A 19,668-nucleotide genomic window follows, 5' to 3' on the forward strand; every position below is an offset into this window, starting at 1 on the left:
TCACTGAAAAACAGGCATGACTTCATCAATGAACCGAGCCAACGACGCGCGTTTGCGATCGTTAGTCATTCCACTGTCGATCCAGAACGAAAACTCATCATAGCCCAAATCCTCGTACCGTTTGATCCGGTCGATGACCTGTTGCGGGGTGCCGACAGTCAGATCGGCCGCCAGCTTCTCGGTCGTGTACATCGGGTTCGCGTCCATTTCGTCTGATGAGATCGGTTTGATCAGACCCTGAGTGATCGGGCGCTTATTCAGGAACCAAGCCCCGAAATAGTTGTAATACCGACGCAAATCCTGAACGCCACGGGCGACATCATCTTCGTCCGCGCCGACATATGTGTGATGCAGCAGCATAATCTTAGGACGTGGCCCAGAATAGCTGTTGCAGGCGTCATTGAACCGCCCCATCAACGTTTCGATCTCTTCCATGCCTTGCCACAAGGGGGTGACCTGAATGTTAAACCCATTGTGGACGCCGAATTCGTGGCTGTTGGGATCGCGCGCCGCGATCCAAATCGGGGGACCGTCTTCCTGCACTGGCTTCGGCGCGGAGGTGGTAGCGGGAAAGGAGTAGAACTCTCCGTCATGCGCACAATCGCCCCGCCAGATTTCTTTCAACAACGGGGTCGACTCACGCATCCTTTGACCCGCTTCCCATGCGTCCATTCCCGGCATAAGGCGCTCGTATTCAAAGGAATATGCGCCGCGCGCGATCCCCAGCTCTATTCGCCCTTTGGTGATCTGATCCGCCGCCGCGGCCTCACCCGCCAGTTTGATCGGGTGCCAGAATGGGGCGACAACCGTCCCGGTCCCCAAACGCACATTGCGGGTGTGATGCGCCAGATCGACCAGAGACAGGAACGGGTTCGGCGCGATGGTGAATTCCATCCCGTGATGTTCCCCCGTCCAGACCGCACGCATCCCGCCCTCATCCGCCATTTTCACAAGCCCCACGAATTCATCGTACAAAACGTCATGAGGCTGATCCGGCGTCAGGCGTTCCATATGGGCAAACAGAGAAAACTCCATCAACGGGCTCCTTCATTCAAACTGTGGATGTCACCTTGTTTCGCGTCACCAAGGTAGAGAGAGAAGTTCCCCTCCTGCGCCTCGACCGCAAAGCGGGTCATCATGTCGTGGATGGCTTGGGTGGTGTAGGTGAGCTTTGGCAATGCGTCGACGGGCACCCATTTGGCGCTTTCTACGGTGGGGTTTCCGTGGCAGGAGGCCAGGAAAAACGTATAGTGCAGACCGCTTCCCGCGTCGCTGAAAGAGGAATACACCTGATCGACCCGCGCTGGCACACCTCGGTCTGCCAGCCCTTGCGCCAGCCTGTTGCGCTGACCTCCGGGTTCGACGCCTGCGATCTGTAGCGGCCGATACCGACCGTTGTGAACCTCTAGCAAAACATGGCCCTCTGACCGCACCAAAGCGCCGCAGATCGTCGGCTCTGTTGCGTCGATCTCACGTTCCAGACCCAGGCTGAAATACGAGCCCCCGACATAGCCCAGACCATTGCCCCTGGCGTGCGAAAACTCCTCAACCCGGCCAATCAGAACCGTATGATCCCCGGCAGGGACAGCGGTATGTGTTTCACAACAGAATTGGGCCAGAGCCCCTTGGATCAATGGCAGGTCACTCAACCCTCTGGAGTGGTCGACCTTGGCAAAGCGGTCGCCTTTGTAGCTGGCAAAGGTGTTGGACACCTCCCGCTGTCCCTCAGACAGGATGTTGACGGCAAAATGCGAGCATTTGGCAAAGACATCATGGCTGGACAGAAACTTGCCCGGACAGACCAACAACAATGGCGGCTCCAGCGATACGGACGAAAACGAGTTTGCCGTGAATCCAACCGGGACCCCGTTTTGATCAAGTGTGGTCACAACGGTCACACCGGTCATGAAACTACCGAAAGCGTCGCGCAGCGCCCTTGGGTCGATAGATGTCATGTCAGGCACTCCTGTACGAACCCCAACAGAATAGAATTGACCTCAACCGGGTGTGTCATTGGCATCATGTGGGCCGCGCTGGATACGATCTCGGCTCGTCCCTGCGCAGTCCGACCTGCCATCTTGCGGGACATTGACGGAGTCGAATTCGGCTCGTCCGCGCCTGTCACAAACAACGCGGGACACGCGATTTTCGCGAGGTCTTGATCCGACAACCCATCGCTTTCGGCAAAGACCTTGTAGGCGGTTTTGTAGGCCGCAGGATTTACCTCAGTCAGCCATCGTGCACAGGCTTCGCGTTCTTTGGTTTCTTGATCTCGGAACCAACGGGTTAGCGTGCCAGACGGGTCATTCGGTCCATCGGTAGGCAAGGACGCGGCTCGTGCCACAACCGCCTGACGCGCCTTGGGGTCGCGCCGATAGACCGCGTTCAGGGCGGCAACACCCCTGATTTGCTCATGACCAGACGCGGCCAGTGATAGGGCCACCAACGCGCCCATCGAATGTCCGACCAGAAGGGCTGGTTCGGACAGCAGCGCCTCAACAGGTTTGACGTAGCTGAGCAACCCATCAGGGCTATGGAACGCCGAGCGGCCATGCCCAGACATGTCCGGGCACAACACGCGAAAACCTGCCGCGACGAACGCATCAATCTGCGCATTCCAAGCCTCAGCCCGCAGGCCCACCCCGTGCAGCAGGATGACCAGCGGCCCCTCGCCTGTGTCTATAGCGGCGAGGTTACCAAACTCAGACCGAGGCCGGGTTGTCCACGTCATGGCCCAAATCCTTCAAATCCTGATAGCGGTCTCCGATACGATGATGTGGCCGCCCCGAGGTCGCACCGCCCAGAACCACAACGACCTCATCGGCGCGCGGCGCGTCGGGGATCGCAAATTGCAGCGTCAGGTAATGCGACCGACGACCCGCGTCGTTCTTATCCATCATCGGCACCATGATCGGCGTGTTTGCGGGGCCGCGTGTATTGGTGAAGGACAGATAGGATTTCGCACCAACCGCCTGCCGGAAAATGTTCCCGAAATGCAGGGTGTGGATCAGGCCCGAGGCGTGCTCGACCTCTCCGTCCAGCCCGACGACGGCCGCCTTTCCATAGGCTTCGATCGCGTCACCCCCTCCGGCCAGCGCTATCATTCGGCTGGTCAGCAGCTCTCCTAAGATCGGACCGAAGGCAAGAATTTCAGCGCGCAGATCGTCGACATACCGCCCGGCCCACGGATTCGACACAACGGCAGCAACAGCAAACATACGCCAGGGACGGTCGGCCTTGCGGAACCCTTCGACCAGAACTTCCTCATCATAGGTTACGATTTTTCGGATGTTTGGCTTCACGATGGCCCCCTTGTTTTATTCAGGGAAAATATCACCGCCGGAATCATCTTTTGACAAACGAAAGAACTTTGGCCTTAGGTATTACTGTCACTAATAGGTAAATTACCGATGGCAAAAACACTGCCCCCGCTTACATGGTTCAGATCCTTTGAAGCCGCCGCGCGCAGGCTGAGTTCCACCGCCGCCGCTGACGAGATCGGTTTGACACAATCCGCCGTCAGCCAGCAAATCCGCGCACTCGAAACGCGGCTGGGTGTGGTCCTGTTTCACCGTCACGCCCGTGGTCTTTCCCTGACGGATGAAGGCCGCAAGCTGTTGCCGCAGGTCGAAGCCGCGCTTGAGATGCTAAAGGCCGCCGCCTCGCCCTACCTGACCGAGCAAAAAGCGCGGCATATTACCGTGGCGGCCTCGATCAGTATCATTGAATGGGTCATTGCGCCCGCCCTTCCCGAGTTCCAATCGCAACATCCCGAAACATCAGTGCGATTTGTCAGCACGATCTGGCCCGACGAATACGCAGCCTCTCGCGCGGATATCGAAATCAGGTTCGGGTCAGAAAAGCAGGTCGGCAAGAACGCGGTTCCGTTGCAGCCCAACCGCCTTGTTCCAGTCAAGGCACCTTCTTTGAATGGTGATCTGCAAACTTTGCCCCTAATTGAATCGGTGGGGACCTCCGACAGTTGGGCTTCGTGGTCCGAGGCAACTGGCCAACAGGTCGGACACCCGACCTACTACGTGGATTCTTACGGACTGGCACTGCAACTCGCGGCTACGGGAAACGGCGTGGCCTTGGTGAATTCGATTGTCGCGGCCCACGCCCTAAAGACCGGGGCAATTCAACCTGCTTTTGATCAGTTTGCTTCGGCTACTGAGGGGTATTACCTTTCAGTCCAACGCGACTCCGCGGAAGTGTCCGAATTTGCGGACTGGTTCTCAGTCTTGGTGCGTTCTCAAACGAGGGTCTGATTCAGACATGTCGATGTCGCATCTGAGGATATCCAACCGCGCCAAAATAGTGAATTCTGGCGAAAAAGGTCCGATTCATGCGATATTCCGGCTTTCGAGTCATCAAAGAGGCGCTTACCGGCCATAAAGGCTGGAAACCGGTCTGGCGTGAGCCTGAGCCCAAGCCGCATTATGACGTCATCATCATCGGTGGCGGTGGTCATGGACTGGCCACGGCGCATTACCTGTCCAAGGTTTACGGTCAACGCAACGTGGCCGTGGTCGAGAAAGGCTGGATCGGGGGCGGCAATGTGGGGCGGAACACGACGATTGTGCGCTCGAACTATTTGCTGGACGGGAATGAGCCCTTCTACGAATTCTCGCTGAAACTGTGGGAGGGGCTAGAACAAGACCTCAACTACAACGCCATGATGAGCCAGCGCGGGATCATCAACCTGTTCCATACAGACGGTCAGCGCGACGCCTATATACGGCGTGGCAATGCGATGATCCTGAACGGTGCGGATGCCGAACTGCTGGACGCCGATCAGGTCCGGGCCGAGCATCCCTATCTGAATTTCGACGACGCCCGCTTTCCTATCAAGGGCGGCTTGGTCCAGCGCCGTGCAGGGACAGCCCGCCATGACGCGGTGGCTTGGGGTTATGCGCGGTCTGCGGATTTACACGGCGTCGACATCATCCAGAATTGCGAGGTCACGGGCCTACGGATCGAGAATGGCACTTGCTTGGGCGTCGAAACCTCAAAAGGTTTTATCGGGGCCAGCAAAGTTGGCTGCGCGGTCGCAGGCAATTCCAGCCGCGTTATGGGCATGGCCGGGATGCGGCTGCCCATTGAAAGCCACGTCTTGCAGGCGTTTGTGTCCGAGGGGCTGAAACCGGTCCTGCCCAGCGTCATCACCTTTGGCGCGGGACATTTCTATGTCAGCCAGTCCGACAAGGGCGGGCTGGTCTTTGGCGGCGATATCGACGGCTATAACACCTATGCCCAACGCGGCAACCTGCCCGTGGTCGAGGATGTGTGCGAAGGCGGAATGGCCCTGATGCCCATGATTGGCCGCGCGCGGTTGCTGCGGATGTGGGGCGGTGTGATGGATATGTCGATGGATGGCTCTCCCATCATCGACCACACCCCGGTTCAAGGGCTCTATTTCAACGGCGGCTGGTGTTACGGCGGGTTCAAGGCCACGCCTGCCTCGGGCTATTGCTTTGCGCATCTGCTGGCAAAAGATGAACCGCACCCCGTAGCCACCGCCTATCGTCTGGACCGGTTCCGCACCGGCCGGATGATCGACGAAAAAGGCGCGGGCAACCAGCCAAACCTGCACTAAGGGGGACACCAGACATGATCATAAACCACCCCCTTCTTGGGCCACGCGATGCCTCAGAGTTCACCTATCTGGGCGACGCTTCCCTGATCGACCGGCCCGACGGGATGGACGAGAGTGCCGCCGATGCGTTCTATGACTACGCCTATCTGCGCGACAACCCCGCCGGTGAGCACCGTGAGCTGTGGTATCACGAGGCCGGGGATCGCTCGTGGCTGGTTGTCACCCGCGATACACTGACCCATGAGATTTCCGAAGTGGAACTGGCCCGCGATGTGGCCCGCGCGCGGGGACGTTCAAAATGACGCAAGCAAACCGACTGAACGGCGGGCTGATCGACCGCAACACAACCCTGAACTTCTATTTTGACGGTCGCCGCTATACTGCGCATCCCGGTGATACTCTGGCCTCGGCGCTGCTGGCCAACAATGTGCGACTGATCGGGCGGTCGTTCAAATACCATCGCCCGCGCGGGCTGCTGACTGCAGGGTCCGAGGAACCCAACGGCATGGTGGAGCTGCGCAGCGGAGCCCACAAGGAACCCAATACCCGCGCCACGACGATTGAGATGTTCGACGGTCTGCTGGCAAACTCGCAAAACCGTTGGCCCAGCCTGCGGTTCGATGCGCTGGCGGTAAATGACCTATTTTCCAACTTCCTGTCGGCGGGGTTCTACTACAAAACCTTCATGTGGCCCGCTGCGTTTTGGGAGAAGTTGTACGAACCCATCATCCGCCGCGCCGCTGGCCTTGGGTCGCTGTCGATGCAGGCCGACCCGGATGAGTACGACAAAGGCTTCCGTCACTGCGATCTGCTGATCATCGGTGCCGGGCCTGCGGGTCTGATGGCGGCGCTGACCGCCGGGCGTGCGGGCGCTGATGTCATTCTGGCGGATGAAGATTTCACCCTCGGCGGACGTCTGAACAGTGAGACATTCGCAGTTGGCAACCAAAGCGCCTCCGATTGGGCAGCGCAGGCCGTGGCCGAGCTGTGCGCAATGCCCAACGTCCGATTGATGCCGCGCACTACGGTGATCGGCGCATTCGACCACGGCATCTATGGGGCCGTCGAGCGAACCGGAGATCACCTGCCCTCGCTGCCCGCCGGCAAACCGCGCCAGATCCTTTGGCGGATCTACAGCCAAAAAGCGCTGCTGTGCGCCGGGGCGACCGAGCGGCCGATTGCGTTTGAAAACAACGACCGCCCCGGCATCATGACCGCCAGCGCGTTGCGGACCTATGCCAATCGTTTTGCGGTGACGGCCGCGCCTCGGGTTGCGATCTTTACCAACAATGATGACGGCCACCGCACCGCCGCTGATCTGCACGCCAAGGGCGTCAAGATCGCCGCCGTGGTGGATGTGCGCGAAGATGCTCCGCTCAGTTATGACTATGAGGTGCTCAAGGGCGCGCAGGTTGTGAACACTAAGGGCCGTCTGGGCTTGAGCTTTGTCGAAGTTGCCTTGCCCGACGGCTCGACCCGGACGCTGGACTGTGGCGCGTTGGGCGTGTCCGGCGGCTGGAACCCGAATGTGCACCTGACCTGCCACCAGCGCGGGCGGCCCACTTGGGATGACGCTCTGGCCGCCTTCGTTTCGGGTCAAGACCTGCCCGCCGGTATGTCCGTCGCAGGCGCGGCCAACGGCGTCATGTCTACCCATGGCGCATTGCAATCAGGGGCCGAGGCCGCCGCAACTGCCTTGGACCTGACCACCCTGCCTGACCTGCCCGAAGCCGAGGATGCACCCGTCGCGCAAAAGCCGTTCTGGTATGTACAGGGCTGCAAACGGGCTTGGGTCGATCAGCAGAACGACGTGACCGTCAAAGATGTGAAGCTCAGCTATCAGGAGGGCTTCCGCTCGGTCGAGCATCTGAAACGCTATACCACGCTGGGCATGGCGACCGATCAGGGAAAGACCTCGAACATCACGGGCCTTGCAATCATGGCCGAAGTCGCAGGCAAGACGATCCCCGAGACCGGCACAACTATCTTCCGCCCGCCCTACACGCCCGTGCCCATCGGCGCGTTCGCGGGCCGGATGACCGGCAAAGAGTTCCACCCGACCCGCCTGACCCCGTCCCACCATTGGGCCACGGAACGCGGCGCAGTGTTTGTCGAGGCCGGGAACTGGCTGCGCGCGCAGTGGTTCCCCCGACCGGGTGAGACGCACTGGCGCGAATCCGTCGACCGTGAGGTGCGCCAGACCCGTGCCTCGGTCGGGGTGTGCGACTGTACAACGCTGGGCAAGATCGACGTGCAAGGCACGGATGCCGCCGAATTCCTCAACCGCGTCTACGCCAACGGCTTTGCAAAGCTGGCTGTTGGCAAAACCCGCTATGGGCTGATGCTGCGCGAGGATGGGATGGTCATGGATGACGGCACCGCCGCGCGGCTGGCCGAGGATCATTTCGTCGTCACCACCACAACCGCAAACGCCGTAAGTGTCTATCGCCATATGGAATTCGTGCGCCAATGCCTGTTCCCGGACATGGATGTGCAACTGATCTCGACCACCGATGGCTGGGCACAATACGCGGTGGCAGGGCCGAATTCGCGCAAGCTGCTGCAAAAGATCGTGGACCCGGACTTCGATATCTCGAACGAAGCGTTCCCCTTCATGGCCTGCGGCAAAATCACCGTCTGCGGCGGGTTGCGGGCGCGGCTGTTCCGCATTTCCTTCTCGGGCGAATTGGCGTTCGAGATCGCCGTCCCCTCGCGATACGGCGACGCGCTGATGCGGCGTTTGATGACTGAAGGCGAAGAGTTCGACGTCACACCCTATGGCACCGAAGCGCTGAGCGTGATGCGGATCGAAAAGGGCCATCCGGTCGGCAATGAGCTGAACGGAACCACCACAGCATTGAACCTTGGCATGGGCAAGATGGTGTCGAAGAAGAAAGACAGCATCGGCTCGGTCCTGTCAGAACGCGAGGCGTTGACCGCGCCAGATGTGTTGAAACTGGTCGGGTTAAAGCCAGTTGCCCCCGAAGACAAAGTCACCGCCGGAGGGCATCTGATGAACGCCGATGGCCCCGTCGATGCAGCGCATGATCAGGGGTATGTGACCTCGGTGGCCTATTCCCCCAGTCTGAGCAGCAATATCGGTCTGGGCCTGCTGAAACGGGGCGATGAAAGGCTGGGCGAGAAGATGCGCCTTGTTTCACCGCTAACCGATCTGACGGTCGAGGTTGAGATCGTCTCGGCCCATTTCATTGACCCGGAAGGAGAACGTCTGCGTGCATAATCTTGTCGCGATAACCGCCCTTGGGGGGACTGAGCCGCGTGTGGATACCGTTGGTCCGGTCACCTGCACCGAAACCCCCGGCGTGGCCTTGGCCTCGGTCGCTGCGCGTCTGGGAAAGGAGACAGCGGCGCAAAAGGCTTTGGCCAAGATGATCGGAGCAACAGCGCCCGAGGTTCAGCGATTTACCGGAGATCAGGTGATCGCGTTTTGGGCGGGGCCAGATCAGTGGATGGTCGAAGCGCCTTTTGACAGCCACGAAGACCTTGCGGATCAGGTGAAGGCGACCCTTGGCATTGCAGCCTCGGTCACGGAACAAACGGATGCTTGGGCGCGGTTCGATTTGCGCGGCGATGGGATCAATGCGGTTCTGGAACTGCTGTGCCAATTGGACCTGCGCCAGTTTCAGGCCGGCCACGCTGCGCGCAGTTTAATTCACCATATCGGGTGTTTCATCCTGTGCCGCAGCACCGACCACGTCAGTCTTTATGGTCCCAGATCCTCGGCCGGGTCACTGCATCATGCGATCATCGCGGCTATGAGATCAGCCCACTAAGCCAATCAGACCGAGGGCAGCGGCGCGTTGTCCTCGACCCTGAATCGGTTGATCCTGCGCCGATCCTCGCTGGGGCTGAGGCCGAAGGCTGATCGGTAATGAGTGACCATGGGTGCAACGGACCCATAGCCTATGGCGGCCGCAATTTCCGAGATCGGGTCCTTGGTGTAGACAACCATCTGGCGCGCGGCCTTCATGCGCATAGAGCGGTAGTAGTGGCTGGGGCTCTGGCCCGTCGCCTGCTTGAATGCACGTTCGATCTGCCGAGGGGTAACACCCATGTGCTCAGCGACTTTCGCGATCGAAATCGGCTGGCTCATGTGTCCCTCGAACAACTCAATACACCGTGCAACCAACGCCGGAAACCTATCGCCAGTTTCCGGCGCTGTGGCGTAGGGTACTTGCTGGCGCACCCCTGCCCCACGCATCATCGGGTGCTGGAACCAGCACGCCACCTCATGCGCCGTATCCGCACCCAGTCGATCCTGGATCAGGTGAAGCGCCAAATCAAAGCCCGCAGCGGCACCAGCCGCAGTGCAGCGTGTCTGCGTTCGGACGATAACTTCGCTACGACTGTCAACCTCTGGAAACTCAGCTTCAAACGCAGCTTCATAGCACCAGTGCACCGAGACAGGCTGCCCGGCCATAGCTCCTGACCGGACCAAAGGGAAAACTCCGCCGCTGATCCCACCCAAAACAGTTCCGTGACGCCCAAGATTGCGCAGCGCACCGTTTCCAAGGCGAATGTCATCGAAACGAGATGTCGGGCTGCTGAGCAAAAAGAGGATGTCGATATCCTTGCAATCCGTCAGGGCGCGTTCGGCCTCGAAGCCAACCCCGGCGCTTGACTGCACCTTTTCGCCCCGCTCAGATAGCAAAATCCAACAGAAAGCCTCTTGCCCGGCGATTTCATTGGCTGCACGCAGCGGCTCAATCACCGAGGTGAGGCACGCCATTGGGAAGCCGTCAAACAGAAGAAATCCGATCTGGGTCTTATCTTTGGTATGCATGCCGCTGACTTAACAGGAAAACGATCAGAAAGTCGAAAACGCGCCCCTATAGTCTGTCTTGGATCAGACCAGTGTGGGCGAGGTCAAACACCAAACCCCCGGCCCAAACGGTCGCGACGACGCTTAATTGACAAGCGGAAGGCCCAGTCACTGACCAAGGCCAGCGGGAACAACACACGTTCACCCACCCCATCAATAACGACCAACTTACCGCCGCGTTCCTGCGCACGCACGACGTTTTCAAGGCCCATGTCGCCGACGATGATCCGGCCTTTTTCAAGATCGTCAAACAGCTCCATAAGTTCAACGTGTAGACGTTTTAAACCCTCGGGATTGCCCTTCAACGCCACCTTCTCGGATTGAACGGTCGGCGCGAGGTCGCCGTTCGGACCTGTTAGTTTTTCAACCACAATCGCTGGCCCATGCGAGGTCGAAGCATAGCCCATGAACCGCGCAAGACGCTCTATCTCTGGGCAGCCGCGATGTAGCGCGGCAAGGTATTCATTGGCTTCGCGGTTCCACTGTCGCAGGTTTCCATAACGTCTCTCGGCATACCGGGGGATGACGTGGTTGCGCACTGGTATGTCAACTCTGACCTTCAGTAACGCGTCTTGATGCTTGGGGTGCTGAAATATGAGATAGTTGCGGCTTTTACGCAAAGGTTCCAATTTACTCAGATCAATCATGATGCCTGCTGCCTTTGGTCATTTGCGGAACGTCCCGCAGGTGCTTTTAATGCCCAACTGAACCTCGTTCATAAAACCATCTTTTAGTTGTTACAAATTTCTTTTTCTCGACCCAGCTTTGACCATCACGAACACTTCACCACGGCCTTCTCTGGGGTCTCTAGCGACGTGAAAATGCGATACTAGGGTCCCATTGGCGCGGGCGGAAGCAGAATAAAGGCTTGTTTACCAATAGTTTCGACAATCGGAACATGAGTCCACGTGCGCGGCTGGAACGGGGGATCTACATCCTCACACGACTCGGGCGTTTCCTGGCAGGCAAAAACCTCTGCGCCGGTGAGGTAAGTCAAGCGCAGGCGCAATCCCCTGAAATGTTGAATGCCGGCCCGGTAAGCACCATTCAATCCCGAGTAGTGACCATAGATATGAATGGTCTCGGTGCCCTCGGGTATCTCTGCCGCGATTGCGCGCGTGGTCTGTTGCCAAGGCGGTATCACAATATATGTCAATTTGACGAAATGGGATAGCTTCAACATCATAATACACAAAATGGCGATGCGCGCGATACTTGCCATCCTGCCTGGCGTCTTGGACAAGTTGAGTGTCGCGAGAGTGAACGTAAGCCCGAACAAAAGCCAGATCCAACCAAAGGCTCGAACCGGAACGAGAACGCCGGACATCACTGATTTGGCGAGCAAGGGCGCAAGCCCTGCCAGCACAGCGGCCAGAATGGAAATAGCGACAAACGGTTGCTGGCTAAACAGGATTCCCCACGCAATCGCGACAAGTACAAGAAGTATGCCGCCGTTACGCTCGACACCTGCGCCAAATTGTTTGACCGTGTCATGAAGGTATAGTTTCAGCTTGCCCAGATTAGCGATCAAATCCTCAATGGTTTTGACCTCAGTAGGCGTTCGCCATTCGGCAATCGGAATGCCAAAAACCCCGTGATAGAAATAATTCAGGCTATAGACGGACAATAAGGCGACCGCGAGGCTTGCAAAGAACACAGCCAGTGTAGTCGCGAGGCTCTTGTAGGTTTGCGGCGCCTTGTGAGACATCACCACCAAGGTCATCAAAAGGAACGGATATGTGGTGTACGCCATAAAGGACAGCGGCACCCCTACGAACAACAGCTCAAGCGAAGCCCTGTGCGGCAGGAAAACGACCAACAGAGCGAAGATCGTAATAACCCAAACACCCAGCAAAAGCGTATTGAACCACAACATGATCTTGAACGCAGGGATCGACAACACGACAAACAAGGCAAAAAAGCCCTTGAACCAAACCGGCGCATCTCGTCCCAGCACAATAACGGATGACGAGGCGGAAAAAATCGACCACGCGAGTATGTACAACACAAAATTGACCTGAGAGGGCCAGAAAATCGGTCGGAACTGCCACCAGTAGTTCAGCCACCGCCCCTCGTCCAACGCTTTAAAATAAGCTATGCGCTTATGGCCCAAAAGTGCCGGAAAATCATCATGCCGGACCAAAGGATCGAAAAGCAACGGGGCGTAAATCACCAGCGAGACCGCGAAACAAATCACCCACAGGCGGAACACATCCTGCCACAAAGTTTTTGCGTTCATCATTGGCTCCGGTGTGAGCGCGCAATAACGGATGCGCGCGCCTGGGCGATTTTCGTGACAGTTGCCTGAGGCAGTCTTCGGACGATGAATTTGCGTATATTCCAGCGGAGCGTGCCCACTTCCTTTAGTCCGCCAGGTTCCACCTTGGTTTCCAGAACATCTGCGGGAAGTGTCGCGGCGCCTGCATCATTCGCGTAGAGAACGCTGTTGTAGCGGTACCAAGGTTCGATTGATGCATCACTGAACAGAATGGGGCGAATACAGTCGTATGCCGTGAAACCTTGTTCCGCAAAAAGACCCTGCCAGAAAGACAGGGGTTGTTCGTTAATGTGAAACTCGCCGCCCTGCCCCGGAACCGCCGCTGAAAACAGAACCAGATCGCTGTGGGCCGTCAGGCTTTGCACCAAGCTGGCGGACGCTTCGTTGGGAAGATGCTCTCCAACCTCAAGGGATTGCGCCAAACCGAACTTCCGCCCAAGATCGACCGGGTGGCTTAGGTCTCTGCCAAAAAAGCAATCCTTTGGAATAGCAAGAGTTTCTCGATCGACATAGTCTCCGTCCACGCCTGCCACGTCAGGGCACCCGGCTGCCGCCCATTCCGACAGCCACACACCTCGGCCGCAGCCAAAATCCACAATACTGCTTGGCTTGATCCAGGATTGCAGGCAGTCGATTAACTGAATGGCAGACCGCCTTGCGCCGCGATCAATGTAATCAAAGAACTCGTTTGAATAGATATGCGACATGGTCACTCTCTAAATTGAGGTTTCTTCGCGGTAGACCCACAACCGCAGGATCACGAAGTTTATGATGGGAAGAATGACAACAACCAGACCGGCGGCGACCGGTTCGGCAAGGGCCAGTCTGGGGGCAAGGACACCTGTTATCATTGATGAGACGACAAGGCCGATGGCGATCATGCACAGAAAGCGCCCAAACTGGCCGGGCGCCACCACGGGTTTGTCAAACGTCCAAGCGGTTTGACCAACATACTGAATGAGGATAGCGGACCCGAATGCCAACAGGTTTGCGATCCAAGGGGAACTGAATACCTGGAGCAGCCCCAGATACGCGACAAAGTAATATGCGGCGACACCGGTTCCGACCACAGCAAACCGAAATATGCGTTTGCGTTCACTCATGACGGCTTCTGAGCTTTTTCGGAAAGAGTTTCGACACCATTGCCAACTTGTTCGTCCACAAAGAAAAGAGGCCGCCCCTTTGCCTCGACGTAAAGCCGTCCAAGGTATTCTCCGATAATGCCCAGCGTCAGCAACTGAATGCCAGAAAAGAAGCTGATGACCAGAACGGTCGAAGCCCAACCAGCCACAGTGCTATAAAGGATAAGGGACCAAAAGACGTAGACCGCCATCAGCGCAGCGACAAGCAGCGTCAGGAATGCCAAACGTGTGGCCATCTGCAGCGGCTTGATCGAAAAACTGGACAACGCGTCGAAAGCCAGCCGGATCATCTTTGACAAAGGGTACTTCGTCTCACCCGCAACTCGCGGATCTCTTACGTATTCTATGCCGATCTGCTTGAAACCCGCCCAAGCAAACATGCCGCGTATGAAACGCGATCGCTCGGGCATGTCCAGAACTGCATCCAAGGCACGGCGGCTGACAAGGCGGAAATCGCCGGTATCATTTGGAATCGGCACGTCGGACAAACGGTTCAACACCCTGTAGAACCCATGAGCGGTCATCTTCTTGAACCAGCTCTCGCCCTTTCTCTCGCTTCTGCGGCCGTACACTACGTCATAACCGCGGTCCATCATGGCCATCATATCCGACACCAGTTCGGGCGGATCCTGCAAGTCAGCATCCAGCATAAAAATCCGCTGACCCTGAGCCGCCATCAGACCCGCCGTCAAAGCGACCTGATGCCCTCGGTTCGTGGACAGTTTAATGCCTTTGACGCATGTGTGCTTTTCGTTCTGTTTGCAGATTTCGCCCCACGTCGCATCCGAGGAGCCGTCATCCACCAGAACTATCTCGCAGTCGGCCGACCAAGGATCAGTTGCCGAGACCAGACGCTCGACCAGCATCGGAACAGAGTCCTCTTCGTTCATGCAAGGAACGACAACAGACAATAACATTTAACCTCCGAACGCGAACTGTCCTGCTCGATTTTCTGCGATGGGATCGCTTTTTATAGAACACGTCGCTTTGGTTTTTTCTCTTTGGGTCGCTGCCCTTGATACCCTATCTACAGCACTTCGCTAATCGGCAAGTACCAGTTTTCAGCCCGTAGTCACCCTTGTGACACATCGAAAAAAGCTGTCTGCACGATACCGACCAGCCCTGATTGGGATCAGGTATTGGCCACCCGATGTGGCAGCAATGCGCCATTCTTGCGACAAAGCTCGGATTGCATCCGGATTTATGAAAAATTTGCGCGCTCGGGGCTGCCAAGTCAGAAAATTCAGCCACAAAAACAATATAGTTCCCCCCAAGGTGGGAAATTTGGAACATTCTTCCCCGCTGGGTGGTGGTCAATCCTGATCAAATCTCATATTCAATGCCGCGAGTGTAAACCAGGCAGATATGCAGACCCGTGTTCGACCTACCCGCGCAGCGTGCGCATCTTTCCGATAAATACGACCTCAGCCCTTCGCCGGAACTGGCCGCCAGCATGGAGGACATCTACGCACGCATGTCGCGTGTTGTCTCGCCAGTGGACTGGGCTATCTACGCGCCCTACGTCAAGGCGATCAATGACCTGAAGGCCGAGCGCAATGCCGTCATTCTGGGTCACAACTACATGACGCCCGAAATATACCACGGTATTTCCGACTTTGGCGGCGACAGCCTGCAACTGGCGATCAAGGCCACAGAGGTCGAAGCGGATGTGATCGTGCAATGCGGCGTGCATTTCATGGCTGAGACATCCAAAATCCTCAGCCCTCAAAAGACCGTTCTCATGCCAGATATGGACGCGGGATGCTCGCTGGCTGAATCCATAACGGCAGAAGGCATTGCGGAAATGCGACGCCGCTATCCCGGTGCCCCCGTGGTGTCATACGTGAACACAACGGCCGAGGTCAAAGCTGCTTCGGACATCTGCTGCACCTCGTCAAACGCGGCTCAGATCGTCGCAGCACTGGACAGTGACACGATCATTATGACCCCGGATCAGTACCTTGCGCAAAACGTGGCAAGGGACGTTCCGCAAAAGAACGTGGTCTGGTGGGAAGGCTCGTGCATCGTTCACGAACAATACAGCGCCAGCGACCTGCGCGACTTCCGCGAGTGGAACCCCGGCACGCGCCTGATTGCGCATCCCGAATGTCCGCCGGACGTTGTGGCCGAGGCGGATTTTTCTGGCTCGACCAGCGGTATCATCAAGTATGTGACCGACGAAAAGCCTGAAAAAGCGTTGCTGATCACCGAATGTTCGATGGCGTCGAACATTGCGGACGAGTTGCCCGAGGTCGAATTCGTCGGCCCCTGCAACATGTGCCCCTACATGAAAAAGATCACGCTGGAAAAAGTTCTGTACGCGCTGGATACCATGACTGGTCAGGTTGAGGTCGATGCGGACGTAGCAGACAAGGCCCGACTGGCGGTTCAACGGATGATTGATCTGTCGCGCAAGCTGGGTATTTGACCGGACGGATGCAACACGTCACCACCAAGCGCGTGGTTATTATCGGCGCGGGGCTGGCTGCGGTGTACGCCGCGCTCAAACTGGCTCCGCGCCCGGTTGTCATGATCTCTCCAGAACCACTTGGTTCCGGTGCAAGCTCGGCTTGGGCACAGGGCGGGGTCGCCGCGGCGATGGCCGCATCCGATAGCCCCGAAGCGCATGCAGAGGACACGATGCGCGCTGGTGCAGGGTCTGTGATGCGCGAGGTCGCGGATTTCGTTACACGCGCTGCCCCGGACCACATCCTTGACCTTTCTGATCTTGGCACGGGGTTCGACCGGACCGCGGACGGAGGATTCATCCAATCCCGCGAGGCGGCCCACTCTGCCGCCCGGGTCGTGCGGGTCAAAGGTGATCAGGCAGGTACGGAAATCATGCGCGCCCTGATTGCAGAGCTACGTCAGACGCCATCCATACAGGTGATCGAAGGTGTGCAGGCGGTTGGTCTGGACAGCGACGGGACACAAGTCAGCGGCGTGTTATTGACCCCGGCAGAAGAACCCAGCGTACAGCCATTGGTGCTGCGCGGGTCAGCCTATGTTCTAGCAACAGGCGGGTCTGCCGGGCTTTATGCCCAGACAACCAACCCTGCTCGCATCCGGGGTCAAGGGATCGGCATGGCCGCACGCGCCGGTGCGCGTATCGCGGATGCCGAGTTCGTACAGTTCCACCCCACGGCTATCAATGTAGGCGAAGACCCAACCCCTTTGGCCACAGAAGCCTTGCGCGGGGAAGGTGCAACGTTGGTCAATTCCAACGGGCAGCGCTTCATGAAGAACCTACACCCGGACGCAGAGCTTGCCCCCCGAGACGTCGTTGCCCGCGCTGTATATCTGCAAATGAAGTCGGGTCTTCGGCCCGCACTGGATACCCGGCAAGCCATTGGCGCGGCTATTGCCGATCAATTCCCCTCTGTGACCGAAGCATGCCTCAGAAACGGCGTCGACCCGTCCAAATCTCCCATCCCGGTTACGGCAGCGGCCCACTATCACATGGGCGGCGTCGCGGTGGACTTGTCTGGACGCAGTTCTCTGAACGGTTTGTGGGTCTGCGGCGAGGCTGCCTCAACCGGACTGCATGGGGCAAATCGGCTGGCATCCAACGGGCTGTTAGAGGCGCTGGTGTTCGCGCGCGCCTGCTCACATGACATTGCGCGTGTTGTGCCTGTCGATTCTGCGCAGAACATCGAACTGACCTTTTCAGCCGGGCCAAGCCAGAGCGTGGACGCTCAAGACGTTCAGACCCTGCGAAATGTCATGACGGATCTTGTTGGCGTTGTGCGCACAGAAACTGGTCTGACTCAGGCTTTGAGCGACATCGCGGCACTTGAGGCGCGGAATTCTCATTCGCCTGCATTTTTGAATATGACGGCAACCGCGACCGTCATCACCGCCGCGGCACTGATGCGTGAAGAAAGCCGCGGCGCACACTACCGTTCTGACTTTCCGCAGGCTTCCACTGCACCCGGACAGCGATCATTTTTGACGCTAGGCCAGGCGATCGCGCTGCGAGACAAATACACAAAGGAATCCGCATGACTGTTCCCGCCCTGCCCGACCTGATTCTCGAACCGCTCATCCGCTCTGCGTTGATGGAGGATCTCGGGTCGAATGGCGATATAACTTCGCTGACCGTAATTCCGCCCGAGACGACATATGCCGCGCGTTTGAACACGCGCGAGGACGCCGTTGTTTCGGGTATGCAGGTCGCAGAACTCGCCTTTCGCTTGGTCGATCCGACGCTGCAGATCGTTAGACACGCGCAGGACGGCCAACGCTGCGCGAAAGGAGAAACCCTGATGGAGATTCGCGGCCGCGCTGCCTCGATCCTGTCAGGTGAACGTGTGGCATTGAACTTCGCAGGCCGCCTGACAGGTGTTGCGACAGCTACTGCGGATTTGGTTGCCGAGACCAAAGGCACCAATGCGCGTGTTACCTGCACACGCAAAACAACGCCCGGCCTGCGCATCGTCGAGAAACAGGCCGTACTGCATGGCGGCGGGTATAATCACAGGTTCTCATTGTCTGACGCCATTCTGATCAAGGACAACCACATCGCAGCCGCAGGCGGAGTTCGGGCCGTCCTCGAAGCGACCAAGGCACGCGCCTCGCACATGATGAAGGTTGAGATCGAAGTTGACCGTGTGGACCAACTGGCCGAAGTACTTGAAGTCGGCGGCGCGGATGTTGTCTTGCTGGACAATATGGCCCCAGACACCCTTGCCGAGGCCGTTGCAATGGTCGGCGGGCGGATGACGACCGAAGCCTCGGGCAACGTCACGCGCAAAACCGTTGCGGCCATCGCAGCGACGGGCGTTGATTACATCTCGTCGGGGGCGCTGACGCATTCCTACCGGACAATCGACCTGGGTCTGGATTTCTAGGCAGGGTGGCGGTGCTGTCAGACGAATTCGAACCAGTCTCAGTTGACTGCGTAAACCGGGAACCTATCTGGAACAAAGTTGACGCCACTCGGCGAGAGCGGCGGTGCGTGTCAACTTGAAGGTATCTCTGCTGGCGAGCGATCTTTCCTAATTGAAGTGGTTGTAGACGGAAGAATGAACGGCGGCGAATTTCTGCAGACTTCGCATACGCCGGAAACGTTGCATGGCGCGCTCGCGTCGTCGGAATGGGAGGTGTGAATTCTCGACGCGGTTGTTGAACCACCTGCCCGTCTTTTGTTTTTCGAGCGCGCCCATTTCTGTGAGCGCAGCCTTGTAGGAAGCGAAGCGATCTGTGACGATCTCTTCGGTGCAAACGGTCCGCTTCATCAATTTCTTGAGGAATTTCAGTGCTGCAGCCTTGTTTCGGCGTTTTGTGACAACGGCTTCCAGCACCTCACCTTCGTGATCAACGGCCCGCCAAAGATAATGCCGCTTGCCATTTACCTTTACGAAAACCTCGTCCACGTGCCACTTCCATTTAGAGAACGCGCGCAGTTGCTGGACTCGCTTCCGTCTGATCTCGGAGGCAAACATCGGGCCAAACCTGTTCCTCCAATATCGGACAGTTTCATGGCTCACGTCGATGCCACGCTCGTGCAGCAGGTCTTCGACTTTCCCAAGCGAGAGTTGAAACCGAATATACAGCATCACCGCAAGGCGGATGATCTCGGGACTGGTTTCAAAGTATTTGAAAGAGGCAGGTTTGGTCATGGACAAAAGCTACGCAACCGCCCTGCCCCGCTCAAGCAAAGTTTTTCTGACAAGACCCTACGACATCTCGTTTACGGCTATTTGCCGAGATCGCAGGATGAGTGTGTCCGATAAGTCTCTTGTTTGGCCATTCCAAAAGTTTGCGACACATCCAGTAGAAGTACACCGGGCAGCTCTACACTTACCGA

At 57.7% G+C, this 19,668-nt stretch carries 19 protein-coding genes and 1 pseudogene; 9 read left to right on the forward strand and 11 right to left on the reverse strand.

Going from position 1 to position 19,668, the window contains the following annotated elements; genetic code table 11:
* The 4 genes from ACR0LH_RS05340 to ACR0LH_RS05355 are packed head-to-tail and all read right to left on the reverse strand — an operon-like array spanning window position 1 to window position 3,302.
* Entirely contained in the window at window positions 1–1,035 is a 1,035-nt protein-coding gene (locus ACR0LH_RS05340) for an LLM class flavin-dependent oxidoreductase (protein WP_480719959.1), read from the reverse strand.
* Entirely contained in the window at window positions 1,035–1,955 is a 921-nt protein-coding gene (locus tag ACR0LH_RS05345; protein ID WP_480719961.1) for a flavin reductase family protein, read from the reverse strand. Before ACR0LH_RS05345 ends, ACR0LH_RS05340 begins: the two co-directional genes overlap by 1 nt.
* A complete protein-coding gene (locus tag ACR0LH_RS05350) occupies window positions 1,952–2,731 on the reverse strand; it encodes an alpha/beta fold hydrolase (protein WP_480719962.1) in 780 nt (259 codons plus the stop codon). The genes ACR0LH_RS05345 and ACR0LH_RS05350 overlap by 4 nt, the downstream gene beginning before the upstream one ends.
* Window positions 2,703–3,302 (reverse strand): amino acid synthesis family protein, encoded by a 600-nt coding sequence (locus ACR0LH_RS05355; protein ID WP_480719963.1) that lies wholly within the window; start codon window positions 3,300–3,302, stop codon window positions 2,703–2,705. Before ACR0LH_RS05355 ends, ACR0LH_RS05350 begins: the two co-directional genes overlap by 29 nt.
* A 108-nt stretch (window positions 3,303–3,410) precedes the next feature.
* On the opposite strand from ACR0LH_RS05355, the gene ACR0LH_RS05360 reads away from it, so the two are divergent.
* The 5 genes from ACR0LH_RS05360 to ACR0LH_RS05380 all read left to right on the forward strand — a co-directional run bounded on the left by ACR0LH_RS05360 (window position 3,411) and on the right by ACR0LH_RS05380 (window position 9,390).
* A complete protein-coding gene (locus ACR0LH_RS05360; RefSeq protein WP_480719965.1) occupies window positions 3,411–4,268 on the forward strand; it encodes a LysR family transcriptional regulator in 858 nt (285 codons plus the stop codon).
* A 77-nt stretch (window positions 4,269–4,345) separates the two neighbouring features.
* The gene (locus ACR0LH_RS05365; protein WP_170558162.1) at window positions 4,346–5,596 is read left to right on the forward strand and encodes a sarcosine oxidase subunit beta family protein; all 1,251 of its coding nucleotides are present in this window, start codon (window positions 4,346–4,348) and stop codon (window positions 5,594–5,596) included.
* 14 nt (window positions 5,597–5,610) lie between these two features.
* Window positions 5,611–5,898 carry a sarcosine oxidase subunit delta gene (locus tag ACR0LH_RS05370; protein ID WP_480719967.1) on the forward strand — a complete coding sequence of 96 codons (288 nt, stop codon included), beginning with the start codon at window positions 5,611–5,613 and terminating at the stop codon, window positions 5,896–5,898.
* Window positions 5,895–8,837 carry a sarcosine oxidase subunit alpha family protein gene (locus ACR0LH_RS05375; RefSeq protein ID WP_480719968.1) on the forward strand — a complete coding sequence of 981 codons (2,943 nt, stop codon included), beginning with the start codon at window positions 5,895–5,897 and terminating at the stop codon, window positions 8,835–8,837. The genes ACR0LH_RS05370 and ACR0LH_RS05375 overlap by 4 nt, the downstream gene beginning before the upstream one ends.
* Window positions 8,830–9,390: a sarcosine oxidase subunit gamma gene (locus ACR0LH_RS05380; protein WP_480719970.1), complete on the forward strand. Its 561-nt coding sequence runs from the start codon at window positions 8,830–8,832 to the stop codon at window positions 9,388–9,390. Before ACR0LH_RS05375 ends, ACR0LH_RS05380 begins: the two co-directional genes overlap by 8 nt.
* A 5-nt stretch (window positions 9,391–9,395) precedes the next feature.
* Here the strand turns inward: ACR0LH_RS05380 and ACR0LH_RS05385 are convergent, their stop codons facing one another.
* From ACR0LH_RS05385 to ACR0LH_RS05410, 6 genes are all read right to left on the reverse strand, one after another.
* Window positions 9,396–10,400 carry a GlxA family transcriptional regulator gene (locus ACR0LH_RS05385; protein WP_480719971.1) on the reverse strand — a complete coding sequence of 335 codons (1,005 nt, stop codon included), beginning with the start codon at window positions 10,398–10,400 and terminating at the stop codon, window positions 9,396–9,398.
* 83 nt (window positions 10,401–10,483) lie between these two features.
* A complete protein-coding gene (locus ACR0LH_RS05390) occupies window positions 10,484–11,086 on the reverse strand; it encodes a YrbL family protein (protein ID WP_480719973.1) in 603 nt (200 codons plus the stop codon).
* A gap of 182 nt (window positions 11,087–11,268) precedes the next feature.
* Window positions 11,269–12,678, reverse strand: coding sequence for a hypothetical protein (locus ACR0LH_RS05395; RefSeq protein ID WP_480719975.1), 1,410 nt, complete (start codon window positions 12,676–12,678; stop codon window positions 11,269–11,271).
* A complete protein-coding gene (locus tag ACR0LH_RS05400) occupies window positions 12,678–13,424 on the reverse strand; it encodes a methyltransferase domain-containing protein (RefSeq protein WP_480719977.1) in 747 nt (248 codons plus the stop codon). The genes ACR0LH_RS05395 and ACR0LH_RS05400 overlap by 1 nt, the downstream gene beginning before the upstream one ends.
* 9 nt (window positions 13,425–13,433) lie before the next feature.
* Entirely contained in the window at window positions 13,434–13,820 is a 387-nt protein-coding gene (locus tag ACR0LH_RS05405) for a GtrA family protein (RefSeq protein ID WP_170696228.1), read from the reverse strand.
* Window positions 13,817–14,776, reverse strand: a complete 960-nt coding sequence (locus ACR0LH_RS05410) for a glycosyltransferase family 2 protein (protein ID WP_480719979.1) — start codon at window positions 14,774–14,776, stop codon at window positions 13,817–13,819. The genes ACR0LH_RS05405 and ACR0LH_RS05410 overlap by 4 nt, the downstream gene beginning before the upstream one ends.
* A 458-nt stretch (window positions 14,777–15,234) precedes the next feature.
* On the opposite strand from ACR0LH_RS05410, the gene nadA reads away from it, so the two are divergent.
* Genes nadA through nadC form a run of 3 tightly spaced genes read left to right on the forward strand, consistent with a single transcriptional unit; the run spans window position 15,235 to window position 18,709 of the window.
* Complete coding sequence (nadA, locus tag ACR0LH_RS05415) at window positions 15,235–16,287, forward strand: quinolinate synthase NadA (RefSeq protein WP_170384031.1); 1,053 nt, start codon at window positions 15,235–15,237, stop codon at window positions 16,285–16,287.
* Window positions 16,288–16,295: 8 nt separating this feature from the next.
* Complete coding sequence (locus ACR0LH_RS05420) at window positions 16,296–17,864, forward strand: L-aspartate oxidase (protein ID WP_480719981.1); 1,569 nt, start codon at window positions 16,296–16,298, stop codon at window positions 17,862–17,864.
* Window positions 17,861–18,709: a carboxylating nicotinate-nucleotide diphosphorylase gene (gene nadC, locus ACR0LH_RS05425; RefSeq protein ID WP_480719982.1), complete on the forward strand. Its 849-nt coding sequence runs from the start codon at window positions 17,861–17,863 to the stop codon at window positions 18,707–18,709. Before ACR0LH_RS05420 ends, nadC begins: the two co-directional genes overlap by 4 nt.
* 63 nt (window positions 18,710–18,772) lie before the next feature.
* On the opposite strand, the pseudogene ACR0LH_RS05430 reads toward nadC, so the two are convergent.
* Window positions 18,773–19,420: pseudogene (locus ACR0LH_RS05430) on the reverse strand (IS6 family transposase).
* On the opposite strand from ACR0LH_RS05430, the gene ACR0LH_RS05435 reads away from it, so the two are divergent.
* A complete protein-coding gene (locus ACR0LH_RS05435) occupies window positions 19,340–19,594 on the forward strand; it encodes a hypothetical protein (RefSeq protein ID WP_480720713.1) in 255 nt (84 codons plus the stop codon). The pseudogene ACR0LH_RS05430 and the gene ACR0LH_RS05435 overlap by 81 nt on opposite strands.
* The last annotated feature ends 74 nt before the right edge of the window (window positions 19,595–19,668 follow it).

The sequence above is a fragment of the Ruegeria sp. CL6 genome, assembly GCF_056536465.1.